Origin of the sequence: Kluyvera sp., from assembly GCF_047971185.1 — a bacterium.
GTDB lineage: Bacteria > Pseudomonadota > Gammaproteobacteria > Enterobacterales > Enterobacteriaceae > Kluyvera.
In genome coordinates this window covers 1-16,492 of the sequence record NZ_JBKDZH010000122.1, presented here as the reverse complement: position 1 = coordinate 16,492, position 16,492 = coordinate 1, and the positions used below count along the sequence as shown (strand labels likewise).

At 54.4% G+C, this 16,492-nt stretch carries 18 protein-coding genes and 1 pseudogene; 15 read left to right on the top strand and 4 right to left on the bottom strand.

Annotation, left to right across the window (positions count from 1 at the left end):
• Window positions 1-2: 2 nt before the first annotated feature.
• The 4 genes from ACK5JN_RS23390 to flgA form a co-directional block, all read right to left on the bottom strand.
• Window positions 3-1,361 (bottom strand): SrfA family protein, encoded by a 1,359-nt coding sequence (locus ACK5JN_RS23390; protein ID WP_416872335.1) that lies wholly within the window; start codon window positions 1,359-1,361, stop codon window positions 3-5.
• A gap of 287 nt (window positions 1,362-1,648) precedes the next feature.
• The gene (locus tag ACK5JN_RS23385; RefSeq protein WP_416872334.1) at window positions 1,649-2,092 is read right to left on the bottom strand and encodes a flagella synthesis protein FlgN; all 444 of its coding nucleotides are present in this window, start codon (window positions 2,090-2,092) and stop codon (window positions 1,649-1,651) included.
• Window positions 2,093-2,120: 28 nt separating this feature from the next.
• Window positions 2,121-2,399 (bottom strand): flagellar biosynthesis anti-sigma factor FlgM, encoded by a 279-nt coding sequence (flgM, locus tag ACK5JN_RS23380; protein WP_416872333.1) that lies wholly within the window; start codon window positions 2,397-2,399, stop codon window positions 2,121-2,123.
• Between the two features lie 79 nt (window positions 2,400-2,478).
• Entirely contained in the window at window positions 2,479-3,159 is a 681-nt protein-coding gene (flgA, locus tag ACK5JN_RS23375; protein WP_416872332.1) for a flagellar basal body P-ring formation chaperone FlgA, read from the bottom strand.
• 270 nt (window positions 3,160-3,429) lie between these two features.
• Between flgA and flgB the strand changes: the two genes are divergently transcribed.
• The 15 genes and pseudogenes from flgB to ACK5JN_RS23300 all read left to right on the top strand — a co-directional run.
• Entirely contained in the window at window positions 3,430-3,843 is a 414-nt protein-coding gene (flgB, locus tag ACK5JN_RS23370) for a flagellar basal body rod protein FlgB (protein WP_416872331.1), read from the top strand.
• An 8-nt stretch (window positions 3,844-3,851) separates the two neighbouring features.
• A complete protein-coding gene (gene flgC / locus ACK5JN_RS23365; protein ID WP_416872330.1) occupies window positions 3,852-4,256 on the top strand; it encodes a flagellar basal body rod protein FlgC in 405 nt (134 codons plus the stop codon).
• An 11-nt stretch (window positions 4,257-4,267) separates the two neighbouring features.
• Window positions 4,268-4,948: a flagellar hook assembly protein FlgD gene (locus tag ACK5JN_RS23360; RefSeq protein WP_416872329.1), complete on the top strand. Its 681-nt coding sequence runs from the start codon at window positions 4,268-4,270 to the stop codon at window positions 4,946-4,948.
• Window positions 4,949-4,992: 44 nt separating this feature from the next.
• Window positions 4,993-6,202: pseudogene (gene flgE / locus ACK5JN_RS23355) on the top strand (flagellar hook protein FlgE).
• Between the two features lie 12 nt (window positions 6,203-6,214).
• Entirely contained in the window at window positions 6,215-6,949 is a 735-nt protein-coding gene (locus tag ACK5JN_RS23350) for a flagellar basal body rod protein FlgF (protein ID WP_416872328.1), read from the top strand.
• A 20-nt stretch (window positions 6,950-6,969) separates the two neighbouring features.
• Window positions 6,970-7,752 carry a flagellar basal-body rod protein FlgG gene (gene flgG, locus ACK5JN_RS23345; RefSeq protein ID WP_416872327.1) on the top strand — a complete coding sequence of 261 codons (783 nt, stop codon included), beginning with the start codon at window positions 6,970-6,972 and terminating at the stop codon, window positions 7,750-7,752.
• Between the two features lie 149 nt (window positions 7,753-7,901).
• On the top strand, window positions 7,902-8,564 hold the full coding sequence (locus tag ACK5JN_RS23340) for a flagellar basal body L-ring protein FlgH (protein ID WP_416872350.1): 663 nt from the start codon (window positions 7,902-7,904) through the stop codon (window positions 8,562-8,564).
• A gap of 61 nt (window positions 8,565-8,625) precedes the next feature.
• Complete coding sequence (locus ACK5JN_RS23335; protein ID WP_416872326.1) at window positions 8,626-9,696, top strand: flagellar basal body P-ring protein FlgI; 1,071 nt, start codon at window positions 8,626-8,628, stop codon at window positions 9,694-9,696.
• Window positions 9,696-10,649: a flagellar assembly peptidoglycan hydrolase FlgJ gene (gene flgJ, locus ACK5JN_RS23330; RefSeq protein ID WP_416872325.1), complete on the top strand. Its 954-nt coding sequence runs from the start codon at window positions 9,696-9,698 to the stop codon at window positions 10,647-10,649. The genes ACK5JN_RS23335 and flgJ overlap by 1 nt, the downstream gene beginning before the upstream one ends.
• A 124-nt stretch (window positions 10,650-10,773) precedes the next feature.
• Complete coding sequence (gene flgK / locus ACK5JN_RS23325) at window positions 10,774-12,417, top strand: flagellar hook-associated protein FlgK (protein WP_416872324.1); 1,644 nt, start codon at window positions 10,774-10,776, stop codon at window positions 12,415-12,417.
• 53 nt (window positions 12,418-12,470) lie between these two features.
• Window positions 12,471-13,394, top strand: coding sequence for a flagellar hook-associated protein FlgL (gene flgL, locus ACK5JN_RS23320; RefSeq protein WP_416872323.1), 924 nt, complete (start codon window positions 12,471-12,473; stop codon window positions 13,392-13,394).
• 422 nt (window positions 13,395-13,816) lie between these two features.
• Complete coding sequence (locus ACK5JN_RS23315; RefSeq protein ID WP_416872322.1) at window positions 13,817-14,539, top strand: RNA polymerase sigma factor FliA; 723 nt, start codon at window positions 13,817-13,819, stop codon at window positions 14,537-14,539.
• A gap of 346 nt (window positions 14,540-14,885) precedes the next feature.
• On the top strand, window positions 14,886-15,224 hold the full coding sequence (flhD, locus tag ACK5JN_RS23310) for a flagellar transcriptional regulator FlhD (RefSeq protein ID WP_416872321.1): 339 nt from the start codon (window positions 14,886-14,888) through the stop codon (window positions 15,222-15,224).
• Between the two features lie 14 nt (window positions 15,225-15,238).
• Entirely contained in the window at window positions 15,239-15,865 is a 627-nt protein-coding gene (gene flhC / locus ACK5JN_RS23305; RefSeq protein ID WP_416872320.1) for a flagellar transcriptional regulator FlhC, read from the top strand.
• Window positions 15,866-15,916: 51 nt separating this feature from the next.
• A partial coding sequence (locus ACK5JN_RS23300; RefSeq protein WP_416872319.1) for a motility-associated protein occupies window positions 15,917-16,492 on the top strand: 576 nt, incomplete at its 3' end.

Genomic DNA, 16,492 nt, shown 5'->3' with positions numbered 1-16,492 from the left:
AATTATTTACTCACTTTTCGGAAAGTCACGGGCACCACCGTGTCGCTATCGAAACGTCCGGTGCACTGCGCCGCGCCGGTCAGACCCTGGGTGCAAACTACCTCCGGGACCGTGTAGCGACTGCCGTCGGAGCAGCGTGCCTTGCCATTATTTTTAATCACCAGATTGCCTGACTGCATCAGCCCGGAGGTGATTTCCGTTCGGCAGGTGGTGTTGTCGCCCAGCGTCAGACGCACCGTTCCGGCGTTGTTGTTAATCTGGTAGCGAAGCACCGGCGGTTTGCCGCTAATGGCGTCGCGGAACTCAATCGTCGCGCGCCAGTTACCGTTGAGGAAGCGCGTGGTGCCCGCTTTGACGGACGCCGCCGGCAGAACCAGGGCATCTTTGGGAATCGGTACTTCCGCCGCGGCCGCCGTCTCTGGCTTCTCTTTTTCCGCAGCAGGCGGCGTGACCACCGTGGCCTGCGCCAGCGGCAGCGACGAGCTGAACGCGGGTTGAGGGATCATGATGGGCGCAGGCTCAGGGGCTACTGCCGGTAGCGCGGTTGGTTCGCTGTTCTGGGCGATGAGCGGCAGAACATAGCGGGATAGCGGCTCCCACGCGGCGGGAATGGCGATGAGCACGATCCCCACCATCGCCACGCGACGAACCACCTTCGGCCAGGTGGAGGCCGCCGCGACCGGCGCGGGGCGCGGTGCAGCCGTCGGCGCTTCGGCGGGCTGTTGCGGTTTTTCCACCACGCTGAGCGTCACGATAGTCGGCAGCGGATCGTCAATATGCACTTCTTCCTTCGGCGCAAAGGAGATGAGCGTCGGTTCGTTCATCGCCACCGGCTCAGGCTCAGGAATAGGATCCGGCTCCGGTTCTGGCTCCGGGATCAGCGTGGCGCGTAGCGGTGCCAGCGGGTCTTCCTGATAATCCGCGTTGAGGGCGGAAAAGCCCCAGAAGGTAATAACAGGCTTATTATCAACCAGATAGAGGTGCTGGCTGGCGGGAAAGCGAAACACGTTTTCCAGCAGAATGCCGAACAGCTGTATTGAGGATTTGTCGCTTTGCTGGCAGCGTTTGCTGAGCTTTTTGGCGGTGCTTAAACAGGTTTCGAGGTAACGCAGGGCCTGCTCCCGCTGTTGCAGCGTGGCGGCCGCCCAGCTGATGACGGTGCCGCCGTTCGGCGCGTACCAGTCGATTTTTTCTCTGTTTTCGTCCGGCTGCGGGATAGCCAGCGCGTCCGCCAGCATTTGCTGCTTGCGCAGGCGCAAAGTTTCGCGGATCTGCAGCGCAGCGTTGAAAATTGTCTGACCGTTTTCGCCCAGTGCGAGAAAATCATCAAAGTTACCACTGCGCAATAGAGTTTTTGCCACGAATCAACCTTACTATTAAAAGCGAAATAAACCTGAGGAATTACCGGAGGCTATTTTAACGGTTTTATGTGGAAAAATACGGCAGGGGAACCGGGAATCACGGCGCGGAAATGCGGGCTAATAAGCCGATTGCGGGATTAATGTGAATTTTTATCTATGATTATGTTATCTGCGTTGTGGTACTGAAAATGCTTTTTGTGTTAAATGATAATAAATAAAAAAATAGAAGCATTTTTAATAATGAAAAAATGCTTCAAAACCGTAAAGAAATGACGGGTAAAATATATTTATATACTGAAGTTGTAAACTTTTCCGGCGCTTTCACTATTCGTTTGTCCCGCCTGGGTGTACAACGATGCCCCATTGTCGGCTTTGTTGACAATGCTCTTCAGGGTATTAATTTTCTGCATATGAATATCCAGCAAATTATAGATATTCTGGTTGTGCTGGTTTGCTGATGTTGCCCGCTCGGTGATATTTTTCCAGTGGTTAGCAAATTCAGCGTTCTGCCGATAAGGCGCCGCAAGATTCAGGCGAGTTTCTTCCTGGCGGCGTAACTCATCATAGTAACCAATGGTTGAGAGCAGACGGCTCTTGGTATCAGAGACAATCTGCAACGACACCGGATTAATCTGCGGTCGTCTTAACTGGTTCATTTCTTCAGCCAGAATGGCCTCCAGTTCAGCCATGGTATCTTCGATTTTTACCAGAATAGAACGTAAATTTTCCATAGTTATTATTTGCTAACCGTTATAAAAATTAGAGAATGTCCTGCAGTAAGGCCTGGGCAATTTTATCGGTGTCAATTTGCAGCTCACCGGCGTCCATCGCGGCCTTAATACTGGCAAGGCGTTCAAAGTTAACATCGTTCCCGCTGTCGCTTTGGATCTGCTGGGTTAGCGCGCTGAGCTTAAACTGCGATCCGCTGTCGCCCGTATGTTCAACCGGGGCGGCGTTGGGTTCGCGCGTTTTGGTGCGCAGCGTGATGTCATGTTGGGTATTGCCAGGTGTTACAGGCAGTGTTCGTTCGATGCTCATAATCATCCTCGCCAATGTTGTTAATGGTTTATTCACTCGCTTATAAAATATATATCGGAGCGAACAAAATTCTCTAAAGCTAATGTTGCAGAGAAATACTCACTTTCCCGGCTGAAATCACTTTTCCGGTCACTATTTGACCATTTTTAGTTTTGATGCGGATGTTGCCGCCGATCGCCGCGTTATCCATCGCTTTGCCGCTGGCGCGGATGTGGAAGCCGGTGCCCTGGGCCACCACTTCCACGTCTTCCCCGGCGGTAATGGCCCAGTTCTGGCGCATCTGGTTTGCCTGCAGCGGCTGCCCGACGTTCACCGACCGGGTGGTGATGCGGCCAATGATGTCATCTTTATTCAACAGCAGGCCGCCCGGCAGGCGGTCCATCGAACCCTGCTGTGGCTTTATGTCCTCGGCCTGAATCTGCGTGCCGGTCGCCAGCGTTCGGCTGGCTACCCACCATCGGCCCTCCGCCTTTATGGCGATCTGCAGGAACTTACGCTCCGTTCCGCACTGGGCGATGACGCTGCGGTTACCGGCGAGCCGCGTATCGTTGCCGCTTAATGACAGTTTGGGCTCCGCGCACAGCGTCTCCAGCTGCTTTTGCGGCGTGAGAACGGTGACCGAGCGGGTGATGTTTTTATCTAACCCGTTATTCACCAGCCGGGTGAGCTGCTGTTCAAGCGAGGCGGCGCTGGCATACGCTGGCGCAATGACCAGCAGCAGCGCCAGGAATGGCAAAAGATGACGATAGCGGCGAAACATTTCGTGATTACCTTATATATACGTGCGCAGGATAAAACTCCTTAGCAGGAAATTCTCGTGCTAAAAAGTATATGTCATTACCGCTAATTCCAAACGCTTCAAATGGCGTCAGGTTTGTCAGCATATCAGGCTTTAAAATTAATTTAATGTCGCTGGCGGGATTAGTTATCTAAAAGCCGTTACTTTTGACGTATTTTCAAAGTATAGAATTGCATCATTCCGACTTAATATAGAGGAGTAAATAATTTATATGTAGAGGTCATCAGTGCCATGATCGATAAGCTTGATAATTCTTTTCAGTTTCAGCAGCAGGCATTAAATCTGTTGAACAAACGACAGGATATATTAGCTTCAAATATTGCCAATGCCGATACCCCAGGCTACCAGGCTCGGGATATTGACTTTGCCTCTCAGCTAAAAGAAGTGATGGCGAAAGGGGAGTCTACGCACGCCTCCTTAAATCTGTCAATGACGTCGGGGAACCATATTCCAGCATCGGCGCCGGCGATTGATAACAGCCAGCTGCTCTATCGAATTCCCGATCAGCCAAGCATTGATGGGAATACCGTTGATATGGATCGTGAGCGCGTGAGCTTTGTTGACAATAACGTGAAGTATCAGACCAGCTTAACTGTTCTCGGTTCGCAAATTAAGAACATGATGAGCGTCATTAGTCAGGGTTAATAACAGTTATGTCCTTATTCAGTATTTTAGATATTTCCGGTTCGGCGATGGCGGCGCAGTCAAAAAGGCTGAACGTCAGCGCCAGCAATATGGCGAACGCGGATAGCGCCATCGGCCCGGACGGTAACCCTTATCGCGCGCGTCAGGTCGTCTTCCAGGTGAATGCCGCGCCGGGCCAGGAAATTGGCGGCGTGAAGGTCAGCGAGGTGGTGGAAAGCACCGAGCCGGAACGTCTGGTTTATGAGCCGGGTAGCCCGCTGGCGGATGAACGCGGATACGTGCGTAAGCCGAATGTCGACGTGGTCAGTGAAATGGTGAACACCATTTCAGCTTCCCGTAGCTATCAGGCCAACGTGGAAGTGATGAACAGCGCGAAAACGCTGATGTTGAAAACCCTGACTCTGGGTCAATAAGGAAACGCGACATGGCCGTATCGGCAGTAATGAATGAAACCAGCGCCGCCGCGCGCACCAGCAGTAACACGATGGGCGATACCGTCGAAGAGTTAATGAATAACTTTATGACGCTGCTGGTGGCGCAGATGCAAAACCAGGATCCGACCAACCCGATGGATAACAACCAGCTGACCTCGCAGCTGACGCAGTTCCAGACGGCGGCGGGCGTTCAGCAGCTGAACTCCACGGTCGGCGCGGTCGGCATGCTGGTGACCAGTATGCAGCAGATGAATGCAACGCAGTGGATCGGGCGCAGCATTCTGATTGAAGGGGATTCCGTGATTTCGAACGCGGAAGACGGCAATCAGGGCTTTGCTTTCTCCCTCAGCAGCGATGCGGATGTGGTGACCGTGGTGCTGACGGACGAGCAGGGCAACGCCTATACCGCGGACCTGAAAAACGTTAAGGCTGGCGTGCAGCAGTTCACCATGGATGACCTGGAAAACTTCCAGCCGGCCGATCCTCGCACCATTGAAAACGGCAACTTCACGGTGTCACTGACCGCTTCGAATGAAGATGGCAACACGCCGGAAATTGTCTCCCTGAAAAAAGCCAGCGTCCAGGGTGTCTCCTATACCCCAACGGGTGCCGTACTGGAGCTTGGCCTGCTGGGCACCGCAACCCTTGGCGAGGTTTACCTCGTCGAATAACGGTTTGTCTCTCTTTATCATTTTTTGCGTCAGGAAAGAAATTAATGAGTTTTTCACAAGGACTTAGCGGGCTGAACTCCGCTTCACAGGCACTGGATGTGGTGGGTAACAACATCGCGAACTCCCAGACCGTCGGTTTTAAATCTGGCTCTATCGCCTTTGCCGACGTCTTCGCCGGCTCACAGATTGGTATGGGTGTGCAGGTTGCAGGCGTGAACCAGAACTTTAGCGATGGCGTTCTGGGTCAGGGCACCAGCAACCTGGACATGGGCATCTCCGGCAACGGCTTCTTCCGGATGGTCAATGAAGCGGGCAGCGTGTTCTACAGCCGTAACGGCCAGTTCAAGAGCGACGAGAATGGCTACATCATCAATAACCAGGGGATGTATCTGACCGGTTATCAGGCGACGGGCACGCCGCCAACCATCCAGGCAGGCGCGGCGGTTGGTCCTATTCAGATCCCATCGGGCCAGCGCGTCGACCGGCGGCACCATGAAGGGCAACCTCGATTCCGGCTCTGAGGCGATCGTGGATATTGATTTCGATCCTTCCGATCCGAAAAGCTACAACTCGGTGACCCAGGTTGATGCCTACGACAGCCAGGGTAACAAGCACACCATTAACGTCTACTACGTGAAAACGGGCAACAACGAATGGACGGCTTACTCCAGCGACACCACCGCACCGGTGCTGGATGGGGACGGCAACGTGGAGTATCAGTCGACCAACCTCTCCTTTGATCCGGCAGGGCAGCTGCAGACCAACCCGGCAACGCTGAACGTTCAGAGCGCGAGCTATAACGGCGCCGAAGCGCTGAATTTCAATCTCGATCTGGATGGTATGACCCAGCAGGCCACCGATACGGCGATGGATAGCCCGAGCACCAACGGCTATGCCCCGGGCATGATGACCGGCTATGTGATCGGCGATAGCGGCGAAGTGATCGCCTCCTACAGCAACGGCGAGAAGCAGATCCTCGGCCAGGTTGTGCTGTCGAGCTTCACCAACCCCGGCGGCCTGCAGTCTGAAGGTAACAACTGCTGGTCCGAAACGCCGCAGTCCGGGCAGCCGGTCAACGGTATTTCCGGCACGGGTAACCTGGGCACGCTGTACGGCAACCGTCTGGAAGCCTCGAACGTGGATCTGAGCCAGGAGATGGTCAACATGATCGTTTACCAGCGTAACTACCAGTCCAACTCGCAGACCATTCGTACCCAGTCTGAAATCTTACAGACCCTGGTAAACCTAGGCTAACGGCGGGCTGATATGGATCGTGCGATTTATACCGCCATGGGGGCAGCGAATGCTGCCCTCAACCGACAGGCGGTCACCTCTAATAACCTCGCCAACGCATCAACGCCGGGCTTTCGCGCGCAGCTGATGGCGTACCGCGCGGTGCCGGTTAACGGGCCGGGCGTGGAAACGCGCGCGCACGTGACGGAGTCGACTCCCTATCACGATATCTCGATGGGCGCGATTAACCATACCGGGCGCGATCTGGATGTGGCGCTGCCGCAGAACGGCTGGCTGGCCGTGGAGATGGCCGACGGTACCGAGGCCTACACCCGCGCGGGCAATATTGAAGTGGACGCCGACGGCCAGCTGCGCGTGCGCGGCTACGCGCTGGTGGGCGATGGCGGCCCAATTGCCGTACCGCCGCAGTCTGAAGTGACGATTGGGCCAGACGGCACTATTTCCGTATTAGGGGCCGGCGATGAGCCGTCGGCGATGGCGCAGGTTGGCCGCATCAAGATTGTCAACGGCGAAGCGATGGCATTGCAGCTGGGAGACGACGGGCTGTATCACGGTGGTGAAGGCGTGGCGCCTGCGGATCTGGATATGAAGCTGATGCCCGGCGCGCTGGAAAGCAGCAACGTCAGCCCGGTGAAAGGCATGGTGGATATGATCGCCACGGCCCGCAGCTTCGAGATGCAGATGAAAGTTATCAGCACCGCGGATGAAAACGCGCGGTCTGCCAATCAGCTCCTCACCATCGCCTAAGGCCGACAAGGAGAAACAAGATGATTCGTTCTTTATGGATCGCCAAAACGGGCCTGGAATCACAGCAAACCAATATGGATGTGATTTCCAACAACCTGGCGAACGTCAGCACCAACGGCTTTAAGCGCCAGCGTGCCGTCTTTGAAGACATGCTCTATCAAACCCTGCGTCAACCGGGGGCGCAGTCTTCCGAGCAGACGACGATCCCGTCCGGCCTGCAGATCGGTACCGGCGTGCGTCCGGTGGCGACCGAGCGTATCCACAGCCAGGGTAGCCTGACGCAAACCAACAACAGCAAAGATGTTGCGATTCAGGGCAAGGGCTTTTTCCAGGTCCAGCTGCCGGATGGCAGCACCGCCTATACCCGCGATGGTTCGTTCCAGTTCGATCAGAACGGCCAGCTGGTGACCTCCAGCGGCTACCAGATTCAGCCGGCGATCAACATTCCGCAGGATGCCAACACCCTGACCGTAGGGAAAGACGGCATCGTGAGCGTGACCATCGTTGGCCAGACCGCGCCGCAGCAGGTTGGGCAGCTGACCCTCGCGACGTTTATCAATGAATCTGGCCTGGAAAGCATCGGTGAGAACCTGTATCGCGAAACCCAGGCTTCAGGGGCGCCGAACGAGTCCACGCCGGGGCTGAACGGGGCCGGAACGCTGAGCCAGGGGTTTGTGGAAACGTCGAATGTGAACGTCGCTGAAGAGCTGGTCAATATGATCCAGACCCAGCGTGCGTATGAAATTAACAGTAAGGCCGTCTCAACATCCGATCAGATGTTGCAGCGGCTGATGCAACTTTAACAGCATCCTGGGTAGCGGCCCCGCAGGGGATCCTACCGTTACCCAGGCATCCTGATGTAATGAATGATATGAAAAATCAACCCTGTTCCGTTATGACCGAGACGGATAAATCCCGCACGCTGTCTTTCCTTTCCAGAGCGCTTTCCGTGATGTCGCTGGCGCTGGTTCTGGGCGGGTGTGCGTATATCCCTCATAAACCCCTGGTGGACGGACAGACGACGGCAAGCCCGGCTCCTTCGGTTCGCGGTACGGCGAACGGTTCGATCTTTCAAAGCGGACAAGCAATGAACTATGGCTTTCAGCCCTTATTTGAGGATCGCCGGCCAAGAAACGTGGGCGATACGCTGACCATCGTATTACAGGAAAACGTCAGCGCCAGTAAGAGCTCGTCGGCGAACGCGTCGCGGGGCGGCTCGGCCGGGCTGAACTTTGATACTACCCCACGCATGCTGGAAGGCCTGTTCGGCAACGGTCGCGCCAATACGTCCATCAACGGGGACAACACATTTAACGGTAAAGGCGGCGCTGCGGCGCAGAACACCTTTAGCGGAACCATCACCGTCACGGTGAATCAGGTGCTGGAGAACGGCAACCTTAACGTGGTCGGGGAGAAACAGATTGCCATCAACCAGGGCACGGAATTCATTCGTTTCTCCGGCGTCGTGAATCCACGCACGATCAGCGGCAGCAACACGGTGGTATCGACCCAGGTTGCGGATGCCCGAATTGAATATGTCGGCAACGGCTACATTAACGAAGCGCAACAGATGGGCTGGCTCCAGCGTCTGTTCCTGAACGTTTCGCCTTTTTAATCGGTGGATGATGGAACACTATTTTTTAACTCTTTGTCTTAGCGTGTTTTGCGCTGGGTTGATGACGGTCTTGCCGCCGTCGGCGCATGCTGAACGCATCCGTGATTTAACCTCGGTGCAGGGCGTGCGCAGCAACTCCTTAATGGGCTACGGGCTGGTGGTTGGCCTTGACGGTACCGGCGACCAGACCATGCAGACGCCGTTCACCACGCAAAGCCTGAACAACATGCTCTCGCAGCTGGGGATTACCGTCCCGGCGGGCACTAACATGCAGCTGAAGAACGTGGCGGCAGTTATGGTGACCGCCGAGCTGCCGGCTTTTGCGCGCTCCGGTGAAACCATTGATGTGGTGGTTTCTTCGATGGGTAACGCTAAGAGCCTGCGCGGCGGTACGCTGCTGATGACCCCGCTGAAAGGGGGGGATAACCAAATCTACGCGCTGGCGCAGGGTAACCTGCTGGTCTCGGGAACCAGCGCGCAAAGCGGCGGAAGCTCGGTGCAGAGCAACCAGCTGAACGGCGCGCGCATCTCCAACGGCGCCACCGTTGAGCGTGAAGTGCCGATGAACTTTAGCGAGCAGACGGCCCTGCGTCTGCAGCTTAACGACGGCGACTTCTCGCTGGCGCAGCAGATTAGCGACACCATTAACCGTCGCTTCGGCGGCTCGACCGCCGTACCGGAAGATGCGCGAGTGGTGAAGCTGTACGCGCCTGCCGACAGCGCCGCGCGCGTCCGCTTCCTGGCCGACGTGCAGAATCTGGAGGTCAAGATAGGGCCGATGGATGCGCGGGTGATCGTCAACTCCCGTACCGGCTCGGTGGTGATGAACCGCCACGTCAGACTGGACGCGTGCGCCGTGGCGCAGGGCGACCTGACGGTTGAAGTGTCGAACAGTAACGTGGTCAATCAGCCTGATACGCCGTTCGCCGGTGGGCAGACCGTGGTCACCCAGGATACGCGCGTGTCGGTGCGTGAAGGCAATGGTTCGCTACAGCGCGTGAACACCAGCGCTGACCTTAACAACGTGGTGCGGGCGCTGAATAGCCTCGGGGCGACGCCGAACGATCTGATGTCGATTCTGCAGTCAATGAAAAGCGCGGGCTGCCTGCGCGCGAAGCTGGAGACCAACTGATGAACAGCGCGCCGCTACACACCGGAGCCGCTTTTGATGTGCGTGCGCTGGACTCCCTGAAGCGGGCCTCAAGAGAGGACCCGCAGGAGGGGCTGAAAGCCGCAGCAAAACAAATGGAAGGCATGTTCGTCCAGATGATGCTGAAAAGCATGCGGGATGCGACCTTTAAAGACGGGCTGCTCAATTCGCAGCAGACCGAGATGTTTACGTCGATGTACGACCAGCAGATTGCTCAGGAGATTGCCCAGAAGGGCGATCTCGGGCTGGCCGAAATGATGCTTAAACAGATGGGCGTCGAACCTGACGAGGTAACCACCTCGACCGGCACCACGGAGGTACCGCTGCTGATCGACACTTCCGGCTTTAAACAGGTGCCGCAGCGTATCGCGGCCCAGGACACCCGTGAAGCGCCGGGGGAAACCGCCCGCGCTCGTTTCGCTAACCGCAGCATGAAGAGCGATAGCTTTATTTCACGCCTGCTGAAGCCGGCGATTGAAGCTTCGCAAAAAAGCGGCGTGCCGCACCAGCTGATCATCGCTCAGGCGGCGCTGGAGTCTGGCTGGGGCAACCGTGAAATTCTGACCCAGGACGGCAAGCCGAGCTACAACCTGTTCGGCATCAAGGCCACCGGCGGGTGGAAAGGGAAGACCACCGAAATCACCACCACGGAATATATCAACGGTAAGCCGCAAAAGATTAAAGCCGCGTTTCGCGTCTACGACTCCTACGCGCATGCGCTGGAGGACCACGCCGCGCTGCTGACCAAAAACCCGCGCTACCAGGGCGTGCCGCGCTCGCCCACGCTGGAGGGCGCAGCGCACGCGCTCCAGTCGGGCGGTTACGCAACCGACCCGAAATATGCAAAGAAGCTCATCTCCGTGATGCAGCAAGTTAAACACAACGTTAACGAAGCGTTAAATGCATATAAAAATGACCTTTCTTCTCTATTTTAGCGGTCTGGCGTTTTAGTTATTTTTTCGCGAACCGATAGGTTAATTAGAGAGTAAGAATTTTCGACGCCAGGTTAAACCGTGTTACAGCGCTTCAGGGACCTGGCACAGTAGAGAGTACAAAACCATGAATTTGATGTATCTGGCTCAGAGCGGTCTCAGTTCAGCGCAATCAGCACTCAACGTGGTCGGTAATAACCTCAGCAACGCGATGACCACCGGCTACAGCCGCCAGCACATTTTGCTGGGCGAGGCGGGCGGTAAAACCACCGGCTATGGCTACTTTGGCTACGGCGTGCAGGTTAACGGCGTACAGCGCGCCTACGATGCTTTTGTGAATAACCAGGTACGCGGCGCGGCAACGGAGTATCAGTCCATGGCCAGCCGTTATGAGCAGCTGAGCCAGATTGACGATATGCTCGGTGACGATACCTATAATATCTCCGTCTCCATGGGCGCGATGTTCGGCGCAATGGAAAAGATGAGCAGCGACCCGGTCAGCGCGGCGGCTCGTCAGGAGACGTTGTCGCAGTTTAACGCCCTCTCATATCAATTTCAGACCAACAGTAAGACGCTTAACGGCCTGGAAAAAAGCACCAATACCCAGATTAACCAGAGCGTCGATGAGATCAACGCCGCCGCGGAGCAGCTGGCGAAGCTGAACCAGGAAATCGCTAAGATCCACGGGCAAACGGGAACGGTTCCGCCGAACCTGCTCGATCAGCGCGATCAACTGCTGGGCAAGCTGAACGATCAGGTGGGCATCCGCGTAACGGAGAACCCAACGACCGGCCGCGTCGACGTTACCATGGCCAACGGCCTTCCGCTGGTCAACGGCGACCGCCACTATCAGCTGGAAACCTCAGCATCGCCGGAGAACCCGAATAAAACCATCGTTTCTTATGTTGATGCGTCGGGGAACTCGCTGCCGCTGGATGAGGCCAAAATTACCAACGGTAAGCTCGGCGGCCTGTTTAAATTCCGCAATGAAGATCTGGAAGATTCGCGCAATCAGCTCAACATGCTGGCGCTACAGATGGCGAACCGCCTCAACGAGGTCAACCAGCAGGGTTATGACCTGAACGGCAATCCGGGCGGCAACATTTTCAACATTGCCGATCCGGTGGCGCTGGTCAACCGCAATAACGCGGGCGATGCCACGCTGAACACCACCTTCACCGACGTCAGCCAGGTCAAAGCGCAGGACTACACCCTGACCTTTAAAGGCCCGGGCGAGAGCGATTGGGAAGTGAAAAACGCCGACGGTTCGCTGGTGCCGACCACCATCGGCCCGGACGGCGAACTGATGTTTGACGGCATTTCCGTGTCGCCGCAGGGCAACCCGCAGGAAAATGACAGCTTTATCCTCAACCCGGTTGCGGGCGTGGCGGATAAGCTGACCGTGGCCATTACCGATGGCAACCAGATTGCGGCGTCAAGCTCGCCCGATCCCGACGATGAAAGCAACAACGAAAACATCAAAGCGCTGATTGCGATTAAAGACGAAGCCCTGATCGGCAAGTCGACGCTGACGGAAGCCTATGCCAGCCTGGTCAGCTCTGTCGGTTCCGCGATGACGGCTCTGAAGGCCAACGCCAGCACCAGCGCGAAAACCTATGAGGCAATGCTGTATCAGCAACAGGCGATTTCCGGCGTCGATCTGAATGAAGAGTACATCAACCTGCAGATGTATTCCCAGTATTACCAGGCTAATGCCCAGGTGCTGCAGACGGCCACCACCCTGTTTGACACGATTTTAAGCATTCGTTAATGACGCTGCCCGGGAACCAGGGCCAGAGTGAGTAACAAGATAAGGATAGAGCGATGCGTCTAAGCACTCAGTACATGTATCAAAACAATATTGATAGTTTATCGAAGGCGATTGTCGGCGGTAATGATATCTATATGCGTCTGTCCTCCGGGCAGATCCTGCTGAAACCTTCTGACGATCCGGCTGGCGCGTCGCAGGCCATTATCTACCAGAACGCGCTGTCGACAATGGATCAGTTCGATACCTCGCGGATGTACGCCTACGATTCGCTGGCGCAGGAAGATAACGTACTGAGTTCGCTGAGCAACCTGATGACAACCAGCCTTTCTGAGAAGATCGTCGCCGGCGGCAACGGCGCGTATTCGGATGCCGATCGCCAGGCGCTGGCGACGGAGCTGCAGGGGATCCGCGATAACATGCTGGATCTGGCCAACAGCAAAAACAGCAACGGACGCTATATTTTTGGCGGTTATAAAACCGGCTCCGAACCGTTCCAGAAAGACGGTACCTACGTCGGCGGCGATACCGCGATGACGCAGATTGTGGCCGACAGCACCGAAATGCAGGTTGGCCATACCGGTAGCGATGTGTTCATGAGCGGTACCGAACATGACATTTTTGCCGCCCTCGATAGCGCGATTGAGGCGCTGAATAAGCCGATTGAATCGGACGAGGACCGCGAGGCTCTGCAGGCGACGCTGGATAGCGTCAACGTTTCCCTCAAAAAGGGCATTGATAACCTCGGTAAGGTGCAGGCGGAAGTCGGGACCAATCTGCAGCAGCTTGAGAACCTGAGCTACAGCTCGGATACCCAGCGCATCTCGGTGGAGTCGCGGCTGCAGCAAACCGTCGGTTCCGACCCGGATGCGATGATTACGCTGGTCTCCCAGTCAAAGATGTCTGAGTTTGCGCTCAGCTCGTCAATGATGGTTTTCCAGACCATGCAGCAGATGTCGATATTCAATATGTTACGTTAATGTTTGTTTGTTGTAGTGGGTATTAGATCTAATATTCATTATTTAAAGCAAATGGCATTTAAACGTTAATTATTATTGTTGGCATTTTTAGGTAATTATTCTCATATAGAAAATTACCGGCTGAAAGTATTATCGATGTGACTATTGTGGGAATTCTGAACCTAAATTTAGATTAAACGAAGGTTAAGAATTTTCCACACGAAAAAGCCGTTATGACGTTTTCTTTCTGTCGAATCGATTGTCGTGGTTATCACTTTTATCAAAGCAAAGTAAAGAACGGGGTGAGGAATAACGACGTTTCTTTACAAAATTAGATAAATGATGTGTCGAATTGCGTACCAATGTAAGAGCTTATCAGGCTGTGTGATTTCGTTATTTTCTACAATAATTGCTGAGCATTTTATAATAGGAATATAGAAATTATGGACGGTCTCTATACCCCGGTCGGGGTGGTGGATAAGAATGAGCTGTGGGCCCGCTACAGCTCGCTGGTAAGACACGAAGCGCTACGCCTGCAGGTTCGCCTTCCTGCCAGCGTCGATCTCGATGATTTGATACAGGCGGGCGCCATGGGGTTACTGGCGGCAATCGATGATTTTGACCCCAGTAAAGGCATTGTGCTCAGCAAATATATTGTCCAGCGCGTGCGCTGGGCGCTGATTGACGAGCTGCGGGAAAGGGACTGGGTTCCCCGCCGCGTTCGCAGTAATGCAAGGGAGATATCTGCTGTAATTCAAAGGCTTGAGCAAAGGTTAGGTCGTGCGGCAATGGAGCAGGAAGTGGCCGATGAGATGGGCGTTGCGCTGGAAGAGTATCAGCAGATGCTCGCCGATACCAACACCAGCCAGATCTACTCACTGGACGAGCTGCAGGAAGAATCTCCGGAAGGCATTGAGCAGTCTGACGCGCAGAACGAGAAGCTTGACCCGCTTAACGGGCTGATGATGAAGAAGCTGATGAAGCAGGTCTCTCAGGAGATTGCGATGCTGCCAGAACGCGAACAGCTATTGCTAAATCTCTATTATCAACAAGAGCTTAACATGAAAGAGGTGGGGCTTTTACTGGGCGTAACGGAAACGCGGGTGAGCCAATTACATAGCCAGGCAATTAAGCGGCTTCGGGCCCGGTTGGATGCGGCAAAATAGTGGGTAAGTAGTCTCTGACAGAGGTAGAACGTGAATGTTCAGGAAAGCAGAACGGTGTTTGTGGTCATTACATTAATTTGCGAAACAACACCTGTTTTGTTTAGATTGCGTTTAATTTTAAAAAAAATGAGCGCTTTTAAATATTCCAATGATTGTCAGTTTCTCCCCCTGTAAATTTAATTTGCTTCGATTTGTATTGTCAGGATAATTGAATTCAACCAACAGGGTCACTTTGACATACCGCTTTCTCAAATGAGCGCATCCATAGCGTCAGTGATCATTATGTAAATAAATTATCTTCTCTTCGTTAAGACGGATTGAACGCTGCCTGATTATGAGGAATACCATGCATTTCGATGAACAACTTCAGAGTATCCACGATATTAATCTTTCTTATTTGCTGCTGGCTCAACAGCTCATCCGGGAAGATAAATTTGCGGCAGGTTTTCGCCTGGGATTACCGGAAGCCACAATCGACACCATTAAAGATTTGTCGCTTCCACAGCTGATTAAGCTGGCGTCGACCAACCAGCTGATTTGTCGCCTTCGCGTCGACAATGAAATGGTGATTGATGTACTGACGAAAAACTCGCGTATTGAAGCGCTACAGCAGATTCATACCGGGATCATTTTGTCGACCAACCTGCTTAACTCGCTCTCCGAGCAAAGCGCCCCAACTTCCTGATTAGAGTTTAAAAGATGAGTGAAAAAAGTATTTTAGAGGAAATCAAAGAAGTGCAGATCGCGATGGCGCTAATCTCGTTTGGCGCCCGCATGCAGGTTCTTGAAAGCGAAACCAGCCTCAGCCGCCGCCGCCTCCTGAAACTCTATAAAGAACTCAGAGGCTGCCCACCGCCGAAAGGCATGCTGCCATTCTCCGAAGACTGGTTTATGGCCTGGGAACAGAATATTCACTCATCGATGTTTTACAACATCCATCTCTATATCCAGAAGACGGAGAACTGTCGCCCGATCGAGGCCACGGTGAAGGCCTACCGCCTGTATCTGGAACAGTGCCCGATTGCGCCCGGCGACAAACCGGTGCTGGGGCTGACCCGCGCGTGGACGCTGCTGCGTTTTATTGACTGCGGGATGATCGAACATACCGAATGCAGCGTATGCGGCGGACGATTTGTGGTGACCACGGAACACGCCAAAAATCCGTTCACCTGTAGCCTGTGCTGCCCGCCGTCGCGTGCGATTAAGAAAAGCAAAGCGCTGGATATACAGGGCGAAACGGCGTCAGCCGCGGAGAAACCGGCGGTGGATACGATAAAAAGCATCGTGCCAATGCCGGACGCGCATCCTCAGCAGATATCGGCTTAACCACGTCATTCACACGGATTGGACGCATTTTTATTTTAGTAAGGAGTTTACGTGCTCGTTATCGTTGGCTATCTGGTCGTCATTCTGACCGTATTTGGCGGCTATGTCCTCAGTGGCGGGAATCTTGGCGCCCTTTATCAACCGCTTGAGTTATTGATTATCGGCGGCGCCGCGGTGGGGGCATTTATCGTGGGTAATAATGGTAAAGCCATTAAAGCCACCTTTAAAACCCTGCCGCACCTGTTTAAGGGATCGTCTTACACCAAAGCCATGTATATGGATCTTCTGGGCATGATGCTGCTGCTGATGACCAAAAGCCGTCAGAGCGGAATGATGTCGCTGGAAGGCGATATCGAAGATCCGCAGAACAGCCCCATTTTTACCAACTACCCGCGTTTGATGAACGACCCGGTCATCATGAAATTTGTGGTTGACTATATGCGCCTGATGGTCAGCGGCAACATGAATGCTATTGAGATGGAAGCATTGATGGATGAGGAGATTGAAACAGTAGAACATGAGCATGAAGTGACGGCCGCTAGTATGAATGCCCTCGGCGATGGTTTGCCGGCGTTCTGTATCGTGGAGGCGGTGATTGGTGTGGTTAAATCACTGGCGGCGGCAGAT

Excerpts from the sequence above, each read along its gene's own strand:
- ACK5JN_RS23385 (WP_416872334.1), bottom strand. The coding sequence starts at position 2,092 with ATGGAAAATTTACGTTCTATTCTGGTAAAAATCGAAGATACCATGGCT.
- flgM (WP_416872333.1), bottom strand. The coding sequence starts at position 2,399 with ATGAGCATCGAACGAACACTGCCTGTAACACCTGGCAATACCCAACAT.
- flgA (WP_416872332.1), bottom strand. The coding sequence starts at position 3,159 with ATGTTTCGCCGCTATCGTCATCTTTTGCCATTCCTGGCGCTGCTGCTG.
- flgB (WP_416872331.1), top strand. The coding sequence starts at position 3,430 with ATGATCGATAAGCTTGATAATTCTTTTCAGTTTCAGCAGCAGGCATTA.
- flgC (WP_416872330.1), top strand. The coding sequence starts at position 3,852 with ATGTCCTTATTCAGTATTTTAGATATTTCCGGTTCGGCGATGGCGGCG.
- ACK5JN_RS23360 (WP_416872329.1), top strand. The coding sequence starts at position 4,268 with ATGGCCGTATCGGCAGTAATGAATGAAACCAGCGCCGCCGCGCGCACC.
- ACK5JN_RS23350 (WP_416872328.1), top strand. The coding sequence starts at position 6,215 with ATGGATCGTGCGATTTATACCGCCATGGGGGCAGCGAATGCTGCCCTC.
- flgG (WP_416872327.1), top strand. The coding sequence starts at position 6,970 with ATGATTCGTTCTTTATGGATCGCCAAAACGGGCCTGGAATCACAGCAA.
- ACK5JN_RS23340 (WP_416872350.1), top strand. The coding sequence starts at position 7,902 with ATGTCGCTGGCGCTGGTTCTGGGCGGGTGTGCGTATATCCCTCATAAA.
- ACK5JN_RS23335 (WP_416872326.1), top strand. The coding sequence starts at position 8,626 with ATGACGGTCTTGCCGCCGTCGGCGCATGCTGAACGCATCCGTGATTTA.
- flgJ (WP_416872325.1), top strand. The coding sequence starts at position 9,696 with ATGAACAGCGCGCCGCTACACACCGGAGCCGCTTTTGATGTGCGTGCG.
- flgK (WP_416872324.1), top strand. The coding sequence starts at position 10,774 with ATGAATTTGATGTATCTGGCTCAGAGCGGTCTCAGTTCAGCGCAATCA.
- flgL (WP_416872323.1), top strand. The coding sequence starts at position 12,471 with ATGCGTCTAAGCACTCAGTACATGTATCAAAACAATATTGATAGTTTA.
- ACK5JN_RS23315 (WP_416872322.1), top strand. The coding sequence starts at position 13,817 with ATGGACGGTCTCTATACCCCGGTCGGGGTGGTGGATAAGAATGAGCTG.
- flhD (WP_416872321.1), top strand. The coding sequence starts at position 14,886 with ATGCATTTCGATGAACAACTTCAGAGTATCCACGATATTAATCTTTCT.
- flhC (WP_416872320.1), top strand. The coding sequence starts at position 15,239 with ATGAGTGAAAAAAGTATTTTAGAGGAAATCAAAGAAGTGCAGATCGCG.